We start from the raw sequence: 17,833 nt of genomic DNA on the forward strand, positions 1-17,833 counted from the left end.
TCATTCCCGGTCCTCGGGGTCGGCGGCGATCAGCGGACGATCGGTGAACAGGGTGGTGAGTGCGATCGTGGTGGCGGTCGACACCTTGGCCTGCAGCCGCATGCGGGTGAGCAACTCGTCCAGTTCGGCGGGCGTGGCCACCTGCACCTTCAACAGGTAGGACGCGTCGCCGGCCACCGAGTAGCAATCGGTCACCTCGGGCATCGTCCCGATCACCGCAGGCACGAGTTCGTCCTCGGCCGGGTCGAAGGGCCTGATCGAGATGAAGGCCGTCAGGGTGCGCCCGAGTTGCTCGGGGCTCAGCACCGCCCGGTACGAGGTGATCACCCCGCGCTGCTCGAGCCTCCGCACACGCTGTTGGGCGGCAGAGGTCGACAGCCCCGTCGCCTTGCCGATGTCGGTGTAGGACATGCGGCCGTCCTCGGCCAGGAGCGCAAGAATGTGGTGATCAATGGTCTCCATGCCGCCCATCGTGGCACCATTCCGCGTGTGACCCCGACTCCGCTCATGGTTTTCGACACCGCGTCGCTCTACTTCCGGTCGTTCTTCGGGGTGCCCAATTCCGTGACCTCCCCCGATGGCACCCCCGTGAACGCGGTCCGCGGACTGATGGACTCGCTGGCCCGACTCATCGAGCAGTACCACCCTGGAGCCATCGCCTGCGCGTGGGACAACGACTGGCGCCCGACCTGGCGGGTCGACCTCGTGCCCAGCTACAAGGCCCACCGCGTCGCGCAGGTCGTCGGTGACGCCGCACACGAGGTGGTGGGGGCAGGCGGCACCGGTGCCGTCAGTGGACAGGCCGAGGAGGCCGCCGACGAGTTGGCCGTGCAGGTACCGATCATCCGCGAGGTGCTCGCTGCCTACGGGATCCCGGTGATCGGCGTCGACGACCACGAGGCCGACGACGTGCTGGGGTCCCTCGCCCACCAGGCCACCCGTCCGGTGCTGGTGGTGACCGGCGATCGTGACCTGTTCCAACTGGCAACCGGTGAGGTGAAGGTGATCTACGTCGGCAAGGGCGTCGCCAAGCACGACCTGGTCGATTCCGCCTGGGTCGAGGCCAAGTACGGGGTGAACGCCGACCAGTACGTCGACTTCTCGGTGCTCCGCGGTGACGCCTCCGACGGTCTGCCCGGCGTGGCGGGGATCGGGGAGAAGTCCGCCGCTCAGCTGATCCAGGCCTACGGCGGGCTGGACGAGATCGCGGTGGCCGCCACCGATCCCGATTCGGGCATGTCCAACGGCCTGCGCACCAGGCTGGCGGGCGCCGTCGAGTACCTGGGACCCGCCCAGGTGGTGGTGCAGGTGGTCACCGACCTCGACCTGCCGAGCGTCGACGACCTGGAGTCACTGCCCTGGGACGGGGAGCGGGTGGCGGCCCTGAGTGAACGGTGGGGGCTGGGGTCCTCAGCCGAGCGGCTCAGCGCTGCGCTGGGTCACTGAGGCGGGGGGTCACTGAGAGGGTTCAGTGACTCGTCGGCGTGCCAGCGCTGCGAGTGCAACACGTAGATCGCGGCCCCGGCGGTCAGGTTCGGACGAAGGCCCGAGAACCAGGAGGCCCGCGCGTCCTCGGCCAGCGGCACCCGCCGCTCGACGACCAGGCCGAGCCGGTCGAAGAGCAGCTCGAGTTCGTAGAGCGACGACATCCTCAGGTTCGGGGTGTCGTACCAGTGGTACGGCAGGTCCTTGTTGACCGGCATCCGTCCGGTCAGCAGCCGGAGTCGGTGCCGCCACAGCCCGAAGTTGGGCATCGAGACGACCAGCCGGTGGCCGATCCTGGCCATCTCGCTGAGCAGTTGTTCCGGTTGGTGCACCGTCTGCAGGGTGCGCGAGAGCACGACGACGTCGTAGGAGCTGTCGGCGAACTCCCCCAGTTGGTGGTCGAGGTCGAGCTCGATGACGGGCACGCGATGGCCGATCGCCGCGATCACCTGCTCGGGGTCCTTCTCGACACCGGTGCCGACGCAGGCCCTGGTGCGGAACAGGTGGGCGAGCAGGGCCCCGTCGCCGCAGCCCAGATCGAGCACCCGGGACCCCTCGGGCACCAAACCGGCCAGCAGTTGCAGATCCGCGCGCAGCACCATCAGAAGCCCTCCACCTCACGGTTGGCGGTCAGGAAGGCCTCGATCGTCTCGTGGTAGGTCGGCACCTCGAGCAGGAACGAGTCGTGGCCCCAGTCGGAACGCACCTCCCGGAAGCTGACCGGGAGCCCCGCCTGTTCGAGCACGCGGACGATCCTGCGGCTGTGCTCGGTCGAGAAGCGCCAGTCGGAGTCGAAGCTCATCACCAGGAAGTCGACCGGGTCGTCCAGCAACCTGGTCAGGGCCGCCGGATCGGCGAACGGGTCGAAGTAGTCCATCACCCGGGTGAGGTAGAGGTAGCTGAGCGCGTCGAACCGCGACAGGAAGGCCTCACCCTGGTGGTCGAGGTATGACTCGACCGCGAAGTCGATCCCGAACCCCGGGGTGGGTTCGGTCTGCGGATCCCGTCCGAACTTGGTCTGGAAGGCCTCCTCCGACAGGTAGGTGATGTGCGCCATCATCCGGGCGATGGCCAACCCGACGTCGGGGTTGTGGCCGTGTTGGGCGAACTGGCCCGCGTGGAAGTTCTCGTCGCGCATGATGGCTTGGCGTCCCACCGCCGAGAAGGCGATGTTCTGGGCCGTCAACCGGCTGGACGAGGCGATCATCACGGCACGCTGCAGGGTCTGGGGGGCCTGTAGCGCCCACTGCAGGGCCTGCATCCCACCCAACGAGCCACCAACAACCGCGTGGAACGTCTCGATGCCCAGGTGTCGGGCCAGGGCCAGGTGCACGTCGACGAAGTCGCTCATCTGTACCAGGGGGAAGTCGAGGCCGTAGGCGCGTCCGGTCGCCGGATTGGTGGAACTGGGCCCGGTGGTCCCTTGGCACCCGCCCAGCAGGTTGCTGCTGACCACGAACCAGCGGTCGGTGTCGACGGCCCGACCGGGACCGATCAGGTTGTCCCACCAGCCGGGTCGCCGGTCACCCTCGTGCCATCCCGCCGCGTGGGCGTCGCCGGTCAGCGCGTGACAGATGTAGACGGCGTTGTCGCGTGCGGCATTCAGGGTGCCGTAGGTCTCGTAGGCCACGTCGACGGGCCCCAGCGTCGCCCCGCTGGCCAGTTCGAGCGGCTGGTCCTCGTCGAACAGCCGCACGTTGTGCGTCGTCACCAGACCCAGGCCGGGGTCGGGGGCGGGTGCACTCATGCGTCCCAGTCTGTCGCACCGACCCGGCGACGGCGAACCCCGTTCACTGTGGGCTGGTTCAGTGTGGGCTGGTTGCTCAGTCCGGGCTGGCGACCTGCACCGGCGTCGCCGACAGCACGTCGGTCAGCACAGTGGGGTCGATCTTCACCAGGAACCCGCGCCGGCCACCGTTGATGGCGATCTCGTCGAGGTCGAGCACCGTCGACTCCACGAAGACGGGCATCGGCTTGCGCACCCCGAACGGGGAGGTGCCGCCGATCTGGTAGCCGCTGTGGCGCTGGGCGATCGCCGGTGTGCACGGGGTCACCGACTTGCACCCGATCTGGCGGGCCAACTGCTTGGTCGAGACCTCACGGTCGCCGTGCATCAGGACGACCAGCGGCTGCGCCTCCTCGTCCTGCATCACCAGGGTCTTGATGACGGCATGCTCGTCGAGGCCCAGTTGTCGGGCCGACTCCGAGGTGCCACCGTGGTCGACCCACGAGTAGACCAAGGGGTCGAAGGACACCCCCGCTCGTCGCAGCACCGTCGTCGCGGGGGTCTCGGAAGGGTGTGTTCGCCTGCCCATGCACGGACGGTAATCGATGCACAGGTGCAGCACGCCGGTGTCCCCCCTATTTGAACTCAGTGCGCCATCAACAACGCGGTCGTCCGCCAGCCCAGCGCCAATCCCGTCAACACGGGGTTCACCGCCCCATTGGTCACGTGGACCGAGGTGTCGGCGACGGCGAGGTTTTCGTGCCCCCAGACCCGTCCGCGCGGGTCGACCACCGAGGTGGCCGGATCGTCCCCCATCCGGCAGGTGCCCGCCTGGTGCTGACCGACGGACGGCCCGCCCGAGAGTTCCTGGTCGCTCGCTGCCACACCCGTCCCGCCCGAGACACCCGTGCCACCCGACGGCAGTCCGAACACCTCACGACACCCGGCGGCCTCGAGCCACTCGACGGCACGCTCGAGCATGAAGGCGGCGGTGCGATGGTCCTCCCGGTGCAGGCGACCCGAAAGCCGTGCCACCGGGACCCCCCATGCGTCGGTCACCCCGTGCGCCAGGCGCACGCGTGCGTCGGCGGTCGTCACCTCCTGGATGGGGCCGAAGATCATGATGTGTCGCCGGTAGTGACGCGCCAGGCCGGCGTGCACCCCGGCTCCGTGGTCGGGCAGGACTCCCGCCCGCTGCAGCACCGAGATGGTGAACTCGGGCAGGGGGACGAAGTCGTTGGCCAGCATGCCGCCCCCGACGATGCCGGGGTTGCCGTGGCGGAACCCCGACACGGCGATGGTGGGGCCCGGACCGACACCGTCCTGGATCACCTCGTCGGTCAATCCCAACGCGCCTGGGTAGAGGTGGGCCTGGAGGTGTCGTCCCACCTGGTCCGATCCGTTGCCGAGACCGTCGGGCTCACCGTCGTGCGCGCTGAGCAGGAGCAGCCGGGCCGACTCGACCGCCCCCGCGGCGAGCACCACCTTCCCGGCGCGTACCCACCGGCGGGCCCCGGTCGTGAGGTCGACCAGGTCGACGCCGTCGACCCGACCGTGGTGGGTCGTGATCCGGACGGCGCGGGTGCCCGTGACCAGCGAGCAGAGGCCCGTGGCCAGAGCCAGAGGCAGCGCCGTGTTGTGGGTGCCGTTCTTGGCCTCGGCCCGACACGGGAAGCCCACACAGGCCCCACACGCGCGGCAGGCGGGGCGTCCACCGCGTTCGACGGAGTTGATCAGCAGCGGCACCCGGTTGGTCGACCAGCCCAGTCGAGCCGCCGCTTCGGCCATCACCTCACCCGAGTGGTTCATCGGCAGCGCGGGCATCGGGTAGGGCTCGTCGGTACCGGCGAAGCGGTTGCCCTCGCGGGACCCGCTCACCCCCAACTCGTGTTCCACCCTCAGGTACCAGGGGGCGATGTCGTCGACGCTCACCGGCCAGTCAGCCAGGCTCGATCCCTCGGGCACCCCGTACGTGGACGCCATCCTGAAGTCCTCCCGGCTGAACCGCCATGCCTGGGCGCCGAACACGCGGGTGCCGCCCCCGACGGTGAAAGCGTTGTTGCTCCACCGTCCCTCGGTGGCGAGCGCCGGCTCGGGCGGCTCCCCCACGACCCGCGGGTTGGGGGCGAGCTCCGGCCCGGCGGGGGTCTCCAGCCCGGTGACGAACCGTTGGTTGCGCAAGGCGTCCGGACGAGCCCGCTCGGCACCGAGCCAGCTGCCCGCCTCGACCAACAGCACCGTCGCGCCGGACTCCGCTGCCACCTTGGCGGCGAGGCTGCCGATGCCCGAGCCGATGACGACCACGTCGTAGCCCTCGTGCACGTCACCGAAGGCGGTGGTGCGGGGCGGGGCCAGACTCACCGGGGGCCAGCCTCCCCCGTCGGCGGGTTCGGTGGTGAACCCCACCTCACGCCAGGACGACACCTGGTCGGCGGGCAGTTGGCGGGGATTGGCCCACCGTGCCTGCTCGGCCAGGGCGACGGCATCGACGAAGGCTGGGTGGTCGGACGCGTCGTCCGGTGCCCCGGCCAGGCGCAGCACCGCGGCCAACCGCTCAGGCTGGTCTGTCTGCCACGCCTGGGCCACGGCGTCGACGTCGAGCGGGTCGACGCCCGGTGAGAGACGTTCGGCCAACTGGTGCAGGGTGCTCACGATTCGTCCGTCCTCGGTGCGGTGGGGGTGCTGGCTCGGGGGTGTGGCGCCGCGGTCGAGGCGCGCCGCTGCAGCGTCGCCACCGTGGCCACGTCCCGCGGCGATCGGGTCGGGTCGTCCAGCCGGCTGGTGATGGAGTCGAGGATCGCCTCGACGGTGAGGTCTACGTCCTGGCGGACGGTGGTCAGTTGGTGGTACGACCGGGCGGCCACGTCGCTGTCGTCGTAGCCGGTGACCGAGATGTCCTCGGGCACCGAGACGCCGGCGCGGGCGAGCACCGCCAGGACTCCCGCTGCGCACTGGTCGGAACCTGTCACCACCGCGGTGGGCCGTTGGCTGCGTGCCAGCAGCACCCTGGCCGCGGCGGCCCCGTCCTCCTCACCGAAGCCGACCTCGACGACGTCGATGTGATCGGTCAGTCCGGCCGCTGCCATCGCACTGCGGTAGGCGGCCGCCCGGTCCGAACCGACACCGGCGGGTTGCCCGCCGGCGTAGGTGATGCGGGTGTGGCCCAGCTCGACGAGGTGGTCGACCACCAGCTGCAGACCGTTCTCGTCATCGGTGCGGACGACGTCGACCCCGGGAACGGTCGTCCGCTCCCCCAGCCAGACCACCGGCATCAACTCGATGGCTGCCCGCAGTGCGGCAGAGCCGGGGTCGGGGTTGTAGCAGGCCAGGGCCTCGACGCGACGTTCCAGGAGTTGGGTGACCACCACCTCGGTCGTCCGCTTCTCGGTGACCGGGCCCAGGGCGACCAGGTGACCCTGCTCGGCTGCCCGCTCCAGCAGTCGGTCGACCACCCGCAACTCGAACGCATTGTGCGAGGTGTAGAGCACCCCGATCAGCCCGGTGCGACGTTGCCTGAGCAGTCGGGCGGAAGCGTTGGCGTGGTAGCCCAGTTGCTTCGCCGCGGCGAGCACGCGCTCGCGGGAGTGGTCACTGGGCCCGGGCTGGCCGCGCATCACCAACGAGACGGTCTGCCGCGAGACACCGGCCCGGTCTGCCACGTCCTTCATGGTGGGCAGGACGCCGGGATGGTCGCTGGACATGCCACCAGCCTAGGCCTTCATGGCGCTCTTGGCACGTGCCAATGGAACGAGCTAAGCTGCGATCACCACGTACCCCAGGAGACGCCGATGCCCATCTCGCTCACCTCGTTACTCAGCCCCGGGCCAGAGTTCACCCAGCCCCCCGAGGAGCCCTCGCTTCGCTGGGGGCTGCTCGGTCCCGGCTGGATCGCCGACATCTTCACCCGGGCGATGCGCCACACCCCACAGCGGATGGTCGCCGTCGGATCCCGCTCACTCGAACGAGCCGAGGTGTTCGCCAAGGACCACGGCATCGAGCGCGCCCACGGTTCCTACGAGCAGTTGTTCGCCGACCCCGACGTCGACGTGGTCTACATCGCAACGCCGCAGAGTGAGCACCTGCAGCAGGGCCTGGCAGCCATCGCGGCGGGCAAGCACGTGATCATCGAGAAGCCCTTCACCTGCACCCCGGACGACGCCCGCACCCTGGTCGAGGCGGCCCGGGCCGCCGGGGTGTTCGTCACGGAGGCGATGTGGTCGCGCTACCTGCCGCAGACCGACATCTGCCGTCGGCTGGTCTCCGAGGGTGTGCTGGGCGACCTGCACAGCGTGGTCGCCGACCACGGCCAGCTGATCCCCCACACCCCGGGCCATCGACTCTTCCGCCCGGAACTCGGCGGTGGAGCCCTGCTCGACCTCGGCATCTATCCCGCCCAACTGGCCTCCATGCTGTTCGGAGCGCCCACCTCGGTGACCGCCGTGGGGGCAGTGGACAGCGGTGTCGACACCTCGGCGACCGTGGCCCTCACCCACGCCGGCACGGACGCACCGTCCACCCTCACCACCAGCATCACCGCCGTGTCGTCCAACCGGGCGACCGTCGTCGGCACCGAGGCCCGCGTCGAACTCGACGGGCGCTTCTACAACCCGACCACGCTGAAGGTCCTCTCCCGCGAGGGTGAGGCCTGGGGCGAGTACACCGACACCACCGGCCGACCCGGCATGGAGGGCCTGTCGTGGCAACAGTCGGCCTACGCGCGCATGATCAGCGAGGGGCGCACCGAGTCGCCCCTGCACCCGCACGACGAGATCGTCTCGATCATCGCCACCCTCGACGAGGCCCGCCGTCAGGTGTTGGCTTCGGCCGCGGCGTCCCGATGAACGGTGATCGGCTCGCCGAGCTCGAGGCCCAGGACGTCATCTGGCTGCGGCACTTCGATGCCGCCGACGCCTGGCAGCTGGGGTGCCTCGTCGTCGATCGGGCCCTGTCGGACAAGCTGGCGGTGCTGGTCGACATCCGCCGTGCCAACCTGCAGCTGTTCCGGGCCTCACTGCCCGGGGTCCGCCCCGACCAAGAGGTCTGGGCCGAACGCAAGGCCCGCGTCACCCTGCGACTGGAATGCTCGAGTGCCCTCGCCGGCGAGCGGTTCCGGGTCTGGGGCATCGACCCCGTTGAGATCGGGTGGCTTGACCACGGTTACGCGCCCGGGGGCGGTTCATTCCCCGTGCGGGTGACCGGAGTGGGGGTGGTGGCGGCGATCACCGCTTCGGGGTTGACCTCCGACGAGGACCACGAGCTCGTCCGGTGGGGTGTCGAGCAGCTGGCGCTCCGCCAGCAGGACGAGGCCTGACCCGCCCCAGCAGGACAGATCAGCCCAGCAGGACAGCCGACAACTGCTCGGCCGTGTCGACGACCGCAGCGTTCGGCAGGGCGCGCAGGTCGTCGGCCAGGCCGGCACCCCAGGTGACGGCCAGCCCGTCCATGCCTGCGTCCACCGCAGCCAGCAGGTCCACGGTGGCGTCGCCCACGTACACCGCCGCCGCCGGGTCGAAGCCCAGGGTCTTGCAGGCCGTGAGCAGGGGTTCGGGGTGCGGTTTGTGCCGGGTCGAGTCCTCCAGCCCGACGCTGACGTGCAGGTGCTCGTCGAATCCCAGCACCCGCAGGGCCCATTCGGCGCTCTCGCGGTAGCGCGAGGTGACCACGGCCATGCCCACCCCGGCCCCGGCCAGGTCGTGCACCACCTCGAGCACTCCCGGGTAGGGCCGGATCAGCTCCTCGAAGTGCTCGTACTGCCAGCCGCGGTAGGCCGTGACCAGGTCGGGGGCTCGCTCTGGTCCGGCCAGTTCGGTGAACATGTCGATCAGGGTGCGACCGATCCAGGACTGGATGGTGGCGTCGTCGGCCGGCTCCAGGCCGAAGTGCTCGATCGTCCACCGGTACGACGCCAGGATCATCGGGATGGTGTTGGCGAGGGTGCCGTCGAGATCGAACAGGACGTGGGGCCAGCGCGCAGTCATGGCTGTCACCGTAGTCAAGGGCCACCCCGCCGCCGGGCAGGTGAGGGCGCCCTGAGATCATGGTCGCGAGGAGATGACCCGATGACGACCGACGTGCGTGAGCCCCACAACCCGGGTACAGGCAGGCCCGCCCTCCAGAAGTCGTTCGTCCAGCCCATGTGCCCCCTGCGACCTGGCGACCGTTGCTCCCTGTGCGTGCCGGGTGCCACGGGTCCCCAGGACTGCGGCCTCGTCTGGCTGGTGATGGACGACCCGGAGCTGAAGGACCAGTTGGCCGAGTACCGCCGGGCCGCACGCCACGCCAGCTGAACCGCCCACGACAGGTTTTGGACCACTTTCGCAGCCTCACAGCGATATCTCAGGCGCGATCCCTTGATCGCGGCTAGTGTCACGTCATGAGGACAGATTCCGCCGAAGATGTACGCTCACGGCTGGGCGCCCACCTGCTCGTGGACGGACTGCCGCTGGTGCTCGACCTGAAGGCCTCGCACGGCACCACCCTCGTCGACCAGGCCACGGGTGAGCAGTACCTCGACATGTTCACCTTCTTCGCCTCGAGCGCGCTGGGCATGAACCACCCGATGCTGGTGGACGACGCCACCTTCCGCGAGGAACTGCTCGACGCCGCGATGAACAAGCCGTCGAACTCCGACGTCTACACCGAGGCGATGGCCCGGTTCGTCGACACCTTCGCCCGGGTCATGGGCGATCCGGCCCTGCCCCACTACTTCTTCATCGAGGGTGGGGCCGCCGCCGTGGAGAACGCGTTGAAGGTGTGCTTCGACTGGAAGTCACGACACAACGAGTCGCAGGGTCGCTCCCCCGAGTTGGGCACCCGGGTGCTGCACCTGCGCGACGCCTTCCATGGACGCTCCGGCTACACCATGAGCCTGACCAACACCGAGCCCGGCAAGGTCGCCCGCTACCCGAAGTTCGACTGGCCGCGGCTGTCGTCGCCGTACCTGTCCGAGGGGCGCGACATGGACCGCGTCGAGGCACACACCCTGGCCGAGGCCGAGCAGGCCTTCGCCGCCCACCCCCACGACATCGCCTGCTTCATCGCCGAGCCCATCCAGGCCGAGGGGGGTGACCACCACTTCAGGCCGCAGTTCCTGCGTGCCATGCGCGACCTCTGCCACGCCAACGATGCGTTGTTCGTGCTTGACGAGGTGCAGACCGGGGGCGGCATGACGGGCAAGCCGTGGGCCTACCAGGTGCTCGACGTGCAACCCGACGTGGTCAGCTTCGGCAAGAAACTGCAGGTCTGCGGGCTGATGTCCGGCGGCCGGGTCGACGAGGTGCCCGACAACGTGTTCCGCGTCCCCAGCCGGATCAACTCCACGTGGGGCGGCAACCTCACCGACATGGTGCGCAGCCGACGCATCCTCGAGGTGATCGAGTCGGAGGCCCTGATGGACAACGCCGCCATCGAGGGCGACCACCTGTTGTCACGCCTGACCGAGCTGTGCGAACGCCATCCGGCAGCCTCGAACGCGCGCGGACTGGGACTGATGTGCGCCATCACCCTGCCCGACCGGGTCGTGCGGGACGCCTTGCTGGGCGACCTGTTGCGTGACCACGTGATCATGCTGGGCTGTGGTGAACGGTCCCTGCGGGTGCGGCCGCCGTTGACCGTCACCCGCGGGTCCATCGACCGAGCCTGTGACGCGCTCGACCACGCGCTCACCCGATGGGATGACTGATCAGCGGGGGCTGCCCGTCGTGATGTTCGCGGCGGCGCCGCAGCAGGATGGCACCACCGGACGAGGCCAGCAACGTCAGCCCGGCGATCAGCACCGCCCCACCGGCTCCCAGCGATCCCTCGGTCCACTCGACCAGTGCCTCGGTGACCGAGACGGTCAGAGCCACCACCCCGACGGCGAGGAAGGGCCAGTCACCGCGCCACCAGTACAACCCGAACAGCACCAACGCGATCGCGAAGGTCATGGCGTGGGCCCATCCGGGGTTCTCCTGGCTGAGCAGGAACTGCGCACCGGCGAGCAGGTACACCGACCCGACGGCCCTGCCCAGGGTCACCTCGCGCCACCGGTGCAGTTCGGCCAGCACGAGCCACGTGGCACCGACCACCAGGATGGCCAGGCTGCGCCACAGTTCTGCACCGCGACCCTCGCCCAGCCAGGTGGTGACGATCAGGTTGAACACGGCGATCGCCAGGCCCAGGTGCACCACGATGCTCGGGACCACCAGATAGGCCACCAGCAGCACCACCAGGGCCAACGAGACACCCCAGGTCATCGACACGTTGTGCATGTCGTAGTTCTCGGGAGGGTGGTACCGGGTGGTGAACAGGTAGCTGCCCACGGCCAGTCCGACGCCGACGGCAGCCGCCAACGTCAACGTGCTGACGAAGTAGCGAGGACGAAGGGCGAGGCGTCGTCCGCTGTTCCAGGAGCCCCCGGCGATCCGGGTGGTGAGGGCCGCCCCGACGAGCAGCACTGCGGCGATGGCCAGGATGATGATGCTACGGGGCAGCGGTTCGATCTCACCCCAGTACTGGGCTCCCAGCAACACGATGGAGGCGACCACGAGGGCTGCGCCGGCATAACCTGCGACCTCCGACAGACGCGGGCGACCACTGCCCGCGGGTGGGACGGATGGAGGAGCGGCGAGCGCCCCCTCCCCAGGGTTGGTGGTCACCTGTTTGGTGTTCACGGAGTCGGCGGCGGCGGGAGTGGCGGCCGGCACGGGCGTAGTCGCGAGCGAGCGCTCGACCACGGTGAGGGCGGCCTCGGCACGGGCTGTGTCGAGGATTCCCTCGGAGACGAGGGCCGCCACGATGCGGCCCGAAGTGCCACTCTGGTACATGAACCAATGATACCCCCGGGGGCATGGTTCAGCGGTGTGAAAGAGCTCACGACAGGTAGCCCCGCACGGGTGCTGGGGCAGCGGCCGAAAGCGTCGCGGGAAGGTGTTTCATGACTGGCTCAGGGTTCGTCGAGACCCATCGACTGAGGGCGGCGTTCGCCCGGTCGCTGTCGTCCATGTACGGCAACGAGGTGCCCGCCTACACCACCTTGGTCGAGGTCTCGACGCAGGTGAACAGCGATGCGCTCGCGGCAGATCCGGCCCGCGCCCAGCGCTTGGGACGGATCGACCGGGTGACCGCTGAGCGCCATGGCGCCATCCGGGTCGGTACCGCCCGCGAGTTGGCGAGGGTGGCGACCATCTTCGCTGCGCTGGGCATGTCGCCGGTCGGGTTCTACGACCTGCGGGGCTCACAGAGCACCAGCCTGCCGATCGTGTCGACTGCCTTTCGGCCGACCAGCCGTGAAGCGTTGGCGATCAACCCGTTCCGGGTGTTCACGTCGGTGCTGGTCACCGACGACCGGCGCTACTTCGACGCCGACCTGCAATCCGAACTGGACGCCTTTCTCGCACGGCGGGAACTGTTCCCCGACGTGGTCATCGCCCTGGCCCAACGGGCCGAGCGGGAGGGCGGTCTCGACGAGGGAGACGCCGAGGAGTTCCTACGCCGGGCCACGGCCTGCTTCGAGCTGTCGACCGAACCGGTGGACCGCGCCTGGTACGAACGGCTGGCGCGGATCTCGGGGGTGGCCGCCGACATCGGCGGTGTCACCTCGACCCACATCAACCACCTCACGCCGAGGGTGCTCGACATCGACGACCTCTACCGGCAGATGACCGAGCGGGGCATCACCATGATCGACGAGATCCAGGGGCCACCACGCTGGCACGGACCCGACGTGCTGCTGCGGCAAACCTCGTTCAAGGCGTTGGCCGAACCACGACGCTTCCGCGAGGCGGACGGGTCGGTGGTGGAGGGTCACCTCAGCGTGCGCTTCGGTGAGGTCGAACAGCGCGGCATCGCCCTCACCCGTGCGGGGCGTGACCTCTACGATCGGCTGGTGGTCGAGGTCGACGAGCGGGTGGCCCGGGGTGCCGAGCGGGACGAGGCGAAACTCGCGGCCTGGCAGTCGCTCCCCACCACCGAGGCCGACCTGGACCGGCTGGGACTGGGGTTCTTCGAGTACCGGCTGAGCGCTGATCGTCCCGCCGGTGAACCGCCCGCCGACCTCGATTCCCTGCTCGACGGGGGTTGGCTCGAGGCGACGCCGATCGTCTACGAGGACTTCCTGCCGCGCTCGGCCGCGGGCATCTTCGCCTCGAACCTCGACGACGCGGGCACCAGTGACACCGCCGCCGAGGGGAGTCTCCGCGACGAGGGTTGGATGGCCGAGGCCCTGGGTCGCGACCTGGGCGATCCGTTCGTCCTCTACGAACAACAGCGTGCCGCCTCCCTGGCCACGTGCGCGCACGACCTGGGACAGGACCGCGTCCGAATCGCCCGACCCCCAACCCAGCAGCCCCCAACCGAGCAGCGCCGAACCGACACCCCAGGAGCCTGAATGACCAGCCACGACGACCTCGTCGACCGCGCCCGCCGAGCCTTGACCGCCGTCGGTGTCTCGCTCCCGGAGATGTCCGACTCGCCCATGAGCGCCCGCTCCCCCATCAGCGGTACCGATCTGTTCCCGCTGCCCCCGGGCGGCGATCCGGCCGCCGAGATCGGACGAGCGTCCGCCGCCTTCAGCGGCTGGCGGGAGGTGCCCGCCCCCGTGCGGGGGCGGGTCGTGAAGCGTCTGGGCAGGCTGATCAGCGAGCACCAGGAACACCTCGCCGACCTCGTCACCATCGAGGCGGGCAAGATCCGCTCCGAGGCGCTCGGTGAGGTGCAGGAGATGGTCGACATCTGTGATCTCGCCGTCGGGCTCTCGCGGCAACTGTTCGGTCGGACGATGCCCTCGGAACGGGTCGGGCACCGGCTGCAGGAGACCTGGTACCCCGTGGGGGTGGTCGGCGTCATCTCGGCCTTCAACTTCCCGGTCGCCGTCTGGTCGTGGAACACCGCTGTCGCCCTGGTCTGCGGGAACACCGTCGTCTGGAAGCCCAGCGAACTGACCAGCCTGTGTGCACTGGCCTGTTCGGCCCTGGTGGAGCGCGCACTGGTCGAGGAAGGTCACTCCCCCGACGTGCACCGCCTGCTGCTGGGCGACCGGTCGGTGGGCGAGCTGCTGGTGGACGATCCGCGGGTGGCGCTGGTGAGTGCCACCGGGTCCACCAGGATGGGTCAGCAGGTGGGTCCCCGGGTCGCGGCCCGGTTCGGGCGTTCGCTGCTCGAGCTCGGCGGGAACAACGCCGTCATCGTCACTGCCAGTGCCGACCTCGACCTGGCAGTCAGCTCGATGGTGTTCGCTGCTGCCGGCACCGCCGGTCAGCGCTGCACCACCCAGCGCAGGCTGCTCGTGCACAACTCGGTCGCCGATGAGGTCTGCCGCAGGCTCGAACGCGCGTTTGCCTCGCTTCCCGTCGGCGACCCGTTCGACGAGCACACCCTGGTGGGCCCGCTGATCAACGAACATGCCGCCGACCAGATGTCGAGCGCACTCGAGGCCGCCCGGAACCAAGGTGGCGCCGTCACCGGTGGCGAACGGGTCGACACCGGCATGGGCGGGGTGTGGGTCAGGCCGGCACTCGTCCGGCTTCCGGAGCAGACCGGGGTGGTGCTGACCGAGACGTTCGCCCCGATCCTGTACGTGCTGACCTGGGACGCCCTGGACGAGGCCATCACGCTGCACAACGCGGTACCGCAAGGCCTGTCTGGGGGCATCTTCACCCGCGATCAGGCGGAGGCCGAGCGCTACCTCGCCGCGGCCGACACCGGTATCGCCAACGTCAACGTGGCCACTTCGGGGGCCGAGATCGGTGGCGCATTCGGCGGCGAGAAGCAGACCGGGGGTGGCCGGGAATCGGGGTCGGATGCCTGGCGGGGGTACATGCGCCGCCAGACCGCCACCATCAACTACTCGGGCCACGTCGCCCTTGCCCAGGGTGTGGACTTCGGCTGAGGGTCACCCGTGACCCGCCTGCGGCGGTAGCGTCCGGCGCGTGACCAGATTCATGGACCGGTCTGGTGGCTGGCCGCCCTACGCGAACGGACGCACGGTCGGTGAGTGTCTCGGCGTGGTGCTGGACGAGACATGGTGGCACCACCGCTTCTGCGTCCGAGACCTCGACCTGATCACGGCTTCGTCCGATCGGGAGGGCGCAGGTGGCTGAGTCACCCACCCCCTTGCATCTGTCAGCGGCCCAGGCTCGTCGGATCGCGCTCACCGCCCAATGCCTGACCGCACGTCGCCCGTCGGGCGTCGTAGACACGGTGGACAGGCTGGCCGCCGTCCAGGTGGACCTGACCAGTCATGTCGCCCCCAACGTCGAGTTGGTGCTCTGGAGCCGGCTGGGCGACGGGTTCGACACGGAGCAGTTGGGGCTGGCCCTCGAGCGGAGGGAACTCGTCGAGATCCACGGGTTCCTCAGGCCTGCCGACGACTTCGCGCTGTTCCGGGCCCAGATGGACGCATGGCCGGGCCCGCACGCCGCCGACTGGCAGGTCGCCAGCGCCCGGTGGCTGGACGCCAATGCCCGGGCCCGGGATGACATCCTTCAGACCCTGCGCTCAGAGGGACCGCTTCGGTCCGGTCAACTGCCGCAGGACGGGTTCGTCAGGCCGTGGCGCTCCTCGGGCTGGAACTCAGGCAAGAACGTGCAGATGATGCTCGAGCGTCTCGAGGAGGCCGGTCAGGTGGCGGTTTCACACCGGGAAGGCCGTGAACGCGTCTGGGACCTGGCCGAACGCATCTACCCCGAGGTGTCGCCCGTCGCTCTCGACGATGCGCCCCGCCTGCAGGCGGAACGTCGGCTCGGCTCGATGGGACTGCTCCGGGCCACGTCGGCCAAGGTTCCCGGCGAGCCCAATGACGTCGGTGAGATCGGGGTGGAGGCCCTCGTCGAGGGAGTCCGCGGTCGCTGGCGTCTGTCCCCCGACCTCGTCCCCGTCATCGACGATCTCAGTGAGTCCTTCAGTGGACGAACCGCGCTGCTCTCGCCACTGGACCGGCTCATCTTCGACCGACGGCGGATGGCCGAGTTGTTCGAGTTCGACTACACCCTCGAGATGTACAAGCCGGCCGCGAGCAGACGGTGGGGCTACTTCGCGCTTCCCGTGCTGCACGGCGATCGTCTGGTCGGCAAGGTCGACGCCGAAGCCGATCGCCGCGGTGGATTCCTGAGGGTGCACGCCGTGCACCGTGACGAGCCCTGGGCCCCGGGGACCGTCGATGACGTCGAGCGGGAACTGGAGGCGCTGGCCCGCATGCTCGGGCTGCTCATCGAGTTCGAGTGAGGCCCACCTCACTCACGTCGGTGCGGCTCCGGGACTCGGGTTCGCCGTGGTCGGCGCACGCGGTGGATGCGGGGGTCGTGGTTCGAGCCGTCGAAGTTGATCGAGCCCCAGGAAAGACGTTCTCCACGGAAGGGGCTCCTGGCCACCTGTGGTCGGTCGGGCCAGTGTGCGCGCAGGTGGGCGGCCACGGTCGGAGCGACGCCTCCGTCCGCTGCTGGGCTCGGTGGGGCGGGGCGTCCGATGGTGTGTCCCCCAGGGGTGGTGAAGGTGAGCCCATCTGCGGTGGTGGGGCTACCAGCGATCGTGAACTCGCCCTGATGATGGGCGCGGTGGTGGTGCGGACACAGGCTGACCAGGTTCTGCGGATCAGTCGGACCGCCATCTCGCCAGTGGACGATGTGGTGGTTCTCCAGGAAGCCGGTGACCGGGCATCCCGGGAAGCGGCAGCCGCGGTCACGGTCCTCGATCAACCGACGGGTCCGGCGGGGCACGATCCGCTGTCCCCGACCGACCGCCACCGGGACGCCGTCTCGTTCCCACACGGGAGTGATCGTCCCGTCACAGGTGACGTGCCGGGCCAGGTTCGCCGGCAGCGCCCCTCGGCGATTCACCCAGGCGTGGTCGTCGACGTCCAGGTGGATCAACACCCGGTACGTCTCACGTCGCTCGACGCCGCTCACGGCCGACAGGGATCGTGTGCACACCTCGCGCAGTCCGTCCGCCAGGGTGGCTCCCGTCTGGCCGCTGGTGAACAGGGCGTCCTTGGCCTCCCGGACGGCCTGCTCCGCGAGAACGCCGTCGGTCGGAGTGCACTCGTAACGGAGCACGAACCGGCCGTCCCGTTGGTGCAGTGACAGGGTCGCTGGACGGTGTTCGGGCTTGTCGCGCGGTTCCTCGTGTAGCGGCTGCTCGCGGTCGAAGTGGTAGTGGGCGACCACCCTGGCCAGTTGCGTGGTGGTGGTCGCCTCGGCGAGGTGGGCGACCTGGTCGACCACCTCCTCGGGGGTCTCGGCCGGCAGGTGGCGGGCGATCACCGCCGCTTGGTCGAGGGTGACGGCGCCGGTCTCCATCCGGGCCACCACGGCGCCGAGGTCGGGGGCTCGCTCAGCCACTCGCACCAGGTCACGACACTGGCCGACCCCGAGCCCGGTGTAGACCTGCAGCCAGTGTTCCGGAGAGCGGACACCGTCTCCGGCCCATCCCGATGACGCCAGCAGTTCGACCGTGAACGCGACCAGATCGGCTTGTGCCTGACACAGCACACCGGCCAGGGCCGAGGCGCGACCCGTTCGGGCAGCCCACGCCTGCCCATCGCTCAACCCGTCGAACTCCGCCATGCGACCACGCTACGAAACCCCTCAGACATTTTTTCGAACACGCGTACGGATCCCTCCGCTTGGGGAAGAATGTGAACCTGTCACG

General features: G+C 69.5%; 18 protein-coding genes. 9 read left to right on the forward strand and 9 right to left on the reverse strand.

The window, feature by feature from the left end; genetic code table 11:
* Window positions 1-462 carry an Lrp/AsnC family transcriptional regulator gene (locus tag QQZ11_RS11255; RefSeq protein ID WP_284550469.1) on the reverse strand — a complete coding sequence of 154 codons (462 nt, stop codon included), beginning with the start codon at window positions 460-462 and terminating at the stop codon, window positions 1-3.
* 45 nt (window positions 463-507) lie between these two features.
* Here QQZ11_RS11255 and QQZ11_RS11260 point away from each other — a divergent pair, with 45 nt between their 5' ends.
* The gene (locus tag QQZ11_RS11260) at window positions 508-1,446 is read left to right on the forward strand and encodes a 5'-3' exonuclease (protein ID WP_284550470.1); all 939 of its coding nucleotides are present in this window, start codon (window positions 508-510) and stop codon (window positions 1,444-1,446) included.
* On the opposite strand, the gene metW is transcribed toward QQZ11_RS11260, so the two are convergent.
* The 5 genes from metW to QQZ11_RS11285 all read right to left on the reverse strand — a co-directional run bounded on the left by metW (window position 1,440) and on the right by QQZ11_RS11285 (window position 6,912).
* The gene (gene metW, locus QQZ11_RS11265) at window positions 1,440-2,087 is read right to left on the reverse strand and encodes a methionine biosynthesis protein MetW (RefSeq protein ID WP_284550471.1); all 648 of its coding nucleotides are present in this window, start codon (window positions 2,085-2,087) and stop codon (window positions 1,440-1,442) included. The genes QQZ11_RS11260 and metW overlap by 7 nt on opposite strands.
* The gene (gene metX, locus QQZ11_RS11270; protein WP_284550472.1) at window positions 2,087-3,232 is read right to left on the reverse strand and encodes a homoserine O-acetyltransferase MetX; all 1,146 of its coding nucleotides are present in this window, start codon (window positions 3,230-3,232) and stop codon (window positions 2,087-2,089) included. Before metX ends, metW begins: the two co-directional genes overlap by 1 nt.
* Window positions 3,233-3,308: 76 nt before the next feature.
* Entirely contained in the window at window positions 3,309-3,800 is a 492-nt protein-coding gene (locus tag QQZ11_RS11275; protein WP_026377964.1) for an aminoacyl-tRNA deacylase, read from the reverse strand.
* Window positions 3,801-3,856: 56 nt separating this feature from the next.
* Window positions 3,857-5,863 (reverse strand): GMC family oxidoreductase, encoded by a 2,007-nt coding sequence (locus QQZ11_RS11280; protein WP_284550473.1) that lies wholly within the window; start codon window positions 5,861-5,863, stop codon window positions 3,857-3,859.
* Window positions 5,860-6,912 carry a LacI family DNA-binding transcriptional regulator gene (locus QQZ11_RS11285; protein ID WP_284550474.1) on the reverse strand — a complete coding sequence of 351 codons (1,053 nt, stop codon included), beginning with the start codon at window positions 6,910-6,912 and terminating at the stop codon, window positions 5,860-5,862. The genes QQZ11_RS11280 and QQZ11_RS11285 overlap by 4 nt, the downstream gene beginning before the upstream one ends.
* An 87-nt stretch (window positions 6,913-6,999) precedes the next feature.
* Here QQZ11_RS11285 and QQZ11_RS11290 point away from each other — a divergent pair, with 87 nt between their 5' ends.
* Window positions 7,000-8,052, forward strand: coding sequence for a Gfo/Idh/MocA family protein (locus tag QQZ11_RS11290; RefSeq protein ID WP_284550475.1), 1,053 nt, complete (start codon window positions 7,000-7,002; stop codon window positions 8,050-8,052).
* The gene (locus tag QQZ11_RS11295) at window positions 8,049-8,522 is read left to right on the forward strand and encodes a heme-binding protein (protein WP_022910216.1); all 474 of its coding nucleotides are present in this window, start codon (window positions 8,049-8,051) and stop codon (window positions 8,520-8,522) included. Before QQZ11_RS11290 ends, QQZ11_RS11295 begins: the two co-directional genes overlap by 4 nt.
* A gap of 19 nt (window positions 8,523-8,541) precedes the next feature.
* Here the strand turns inward: QQZ11_RS11295 and QQZ11_RS11300 are convergent, their stop codons facing one another.
* A complete protein-coding gene (locus tag QQZ11_RS11300; RefSeq protein ID WP_284550476.1) occupies window positions 8,542-9,189 on the reverse strand; it encodes an HAD family hydrolase in 648 nt (215 codons plus the stop codon).
* A gap of 81 nt (window positions 9,190-9,270) precedes the next feature.
* Here QQZ11_RS11300 and QQZ11_RS11305 point away from each other — a divergent pair, with 81 nt between their 5' ends.
* Together QQZ11_RS11305 and lat are read left to right on the forward strand one after the other, a co-directional pair.
* Window positions 9,271-9,498, forward strand: a complete 228-nt coding sequence (locus QQZ11_RS11305; RefSeq protein ID WP_284550477.1) for a DUF6767 domain-containing protein — start codon at window positions 9,271-9,273, stop codon at window positions 9,496-9,498.
* 86 nt (window positions 9,499-9,584) lie between these two features.
* Window positions 9,585-10,892: an L-lysine 6-transaminase gene (gene lat, locus QQZ11_RS11310; protein WP_284550478.1), complete on the forward strand. Its 1,308-nt coding sequence runs from the start codon at window positions 9,585-9,587 to the stop codon at window positions 10,890-10,892.
* Here lat and QQZ11_RS11315 read toward each other — a convergent pair.
* The gene (locus tag QQZ11_RS11315; protein ID WP_284550479.1) at window positions 10,873-12,015 is read right to left on the reverse strand and encodes a hypothetical protein; all 1,143 of its coding nucleotides are present in this window, start codon (window positions 12,013-12,015) and stop codon (window positions 10,873-10,875) included. The genes lat and QQZ11_RS11315 overlap by 20 nt on opposite strands.
* 110 nt (window positions 12,016-12,125) lie before the next feature.
* Here QQZ11_RS11315 and hglS point away from each other — a divergent pair, with 110 nt between their 5' ends.
* From hglS to QQZ11_RS11335, 4 genes are read left to right on the forward strand one after another with little or no spacing between them, the layout of a single operon-like run.
* On the forward strand, window positions 12,126-13,577 hold the full coding sequence (gene hglS, locus QQZ11_RS11320) for a 2-oxoadipate dioxygenase/decarboxylase (protein WP_284550480.1): 1,452 nt from the start codon (window positions 12,126-12,128) through the stop codon (window positions 13,575-13,577).
* Window positions 13,578-15,077, forward strand: coding sequence for an aldehyde dehydrogenase family protein (locus QQZ11_RS11325; RefSeq protein ID WP_284550481.1), 1,500 nt, complete (start codon window positions 13,578-13,580; stop codon window positions 15,075-15,077).
* A 40-nt stretch (window positions 15,078-15,117) separates the two neighbouring features.
* On the forward strand, window positions 15,118-15,288 hold the full coding sequence (locus QQZ11_RS11330) for a hypothetical protein (RefSeq protein WP_284550482.1): 171 nt from the start codon (window positions 15,118-15,120) through the stop codon (window positions 15,286-15,288).
* Window positions 15,281-16,411 (forward strand): DNA glycosylase AlkZ-like family protein, encoded by a 1,131-nt coding sequence (locus QQZ11_RS11335; RefSeq protein ID WP_284550483.1) that lies wholly within the window; start codon window positions 15,281-15,283, stop codon window positions 16,409-16,411. The genes QQZ11_RS11330 and QQZ11_RS11335 overlap by 8 nt, the downstream gene beginning before the upstream one ends.
* An 8-nt stretch (window positions 16,412-16,419) precedes the next feature.
* Here QQZ11_RS11335 and QQZ11_RS11340 read toward each other — a convergent pair whose 3' ends face one another.
* The gene (locus tag QQZ11_RS11340; RefSeq protein ID WP_284550484.1) at window positions 16,420-17,748 is read right to left on the reverse strand and encodes an HNH endonuclease signature motif containing protein; all 1,329 of its coding nucleotides are present in this window, start codon (window positions 17,746-17,748) and stop codon (window positions 16,420-16,422) included.
* Window positions 17,749-17,833: the final 85 nt, after the last annotated feature.

The sequence above is a fragment of the Aestuariimicrobium sp. T2.26MG-19.2B genome (genome assembly GCF_950101875.1).
Classification (GTDB): Bacteria; Actinomycetota; Actinomycetes; order Propionibacteriales; family Propionibacteriaceae; genus Aestuariimicrobium; species Aestuariimicrobium kwangyangense.

Excerpts from the sequence above, each read along its gene's own strand:
- QQZ11_RS11255 (WP_284550469.1), bottom strand. The coding sequence starts at position 462 with ATGGAGACCATTGATCACCACATTCTTGCGCTCCTGGCCGAGGACGGC.
- QQZ11_RS11260 (WP_284550470.1), top strand. The coding sequence starts at position 508 with ATGGTTTTCGACACCGCGTCGCTCTACTTCCGGTCGTTCTTCGGGGTG.
- metW (WP_284550471.1), bottom strand. The coding sequence starts at position 2,087 with ATGGTGCTGCGCGCGGATCTGCAACTGCTGGCCGGTTTGGTGCCCGAG.
- metX (WP_284550472.1), bottom strand. The coding sequence starts at position 3,232 with ATGAGTGCACCCGCCCCCGACCCCGGCCTGGGTCTGGTGACGACGCAC.
- QQZ11_RS11275 (WP_026377964.1), bottom strand. The coding sequence starts at position 3,800 with ATGGGCAGGCGAACACACCCTTCCGAGACCCCCGCGACGACGGTGCTG.
- QQZ11_RS11285 (WP_284550474.1), bottom strand. The coding sequence starts at position 6,912 with ATGTCCAGCGACCATCCCGGCGTCCTGCCCACCATGAAGGACGTGGCA.
- QQZ11_RS11290 (WP_284550475.1), top strand. The coding sequence starts at position 7,000 with ATGCCCATCTCGCTCACCTCGTTACTCAGCCCCGGGCCAGAGTTCACC.
- QQZ11_RS11295 (WP_022910216.1), top strand. The coding sequence starts at position 8,049 with ATGAACGGTGATCGGCTCGCCGAGCTCGAGGCCCAGGACGTCATCTGG.
- QQZ11_RS11300 (WP_284550476.1), bottom strand. The coding sequence starts at position 9,189 with ATGACTGCGCGCTGGCCCCACGTCCTGTTCGATCTCGACGGCACCCTC.
- QQZ11_RS11305 (WP_284550477.1), top strand. The coding sequence starts at position 9,271 with ATGACGACCGACGTGCGTGAGCCCCACAACCCGGGTACAGGCAGGCCC.
- lat (WP_284550478.1), top strand. The coding sequence starts at position 9,585 with ATGAGGACAGATTCCGCCGAAGATGTACGCTCACGGCTGGGCGCCCAC.
- QQZ11_RS11315 (WP_284550479.1), bottom strand. The coding sequence starts at position 12,015 with ATGTACCAGAGTGGCACTTCGGGCCGCATCGTGGCGGCCCTCGTCTCC.
- hglS (WP_284550480.1), top strand. The coding sequence starts at position 12,126 with ATGACTGGCTCAGGGTTCGTCGAGACCCATCGACTGAGGGCGGCGTTC.
- QQZ11_RS11325 (WP_284550481.1), top strand. The coding sequence starts at position 13,578 with ATGACCAGCCACGACGACCTCGTCGACCGCGCCCGCCGAGCCTTGACC.
- QQZ11_RS11340 (WP_284550484.1), bottom strand. The coding sequence starts at position 17,748 with ATGGCGGAGTTCGACGGGTTGAGCGATGGGCAGGCGTGGGCTGCCCGA.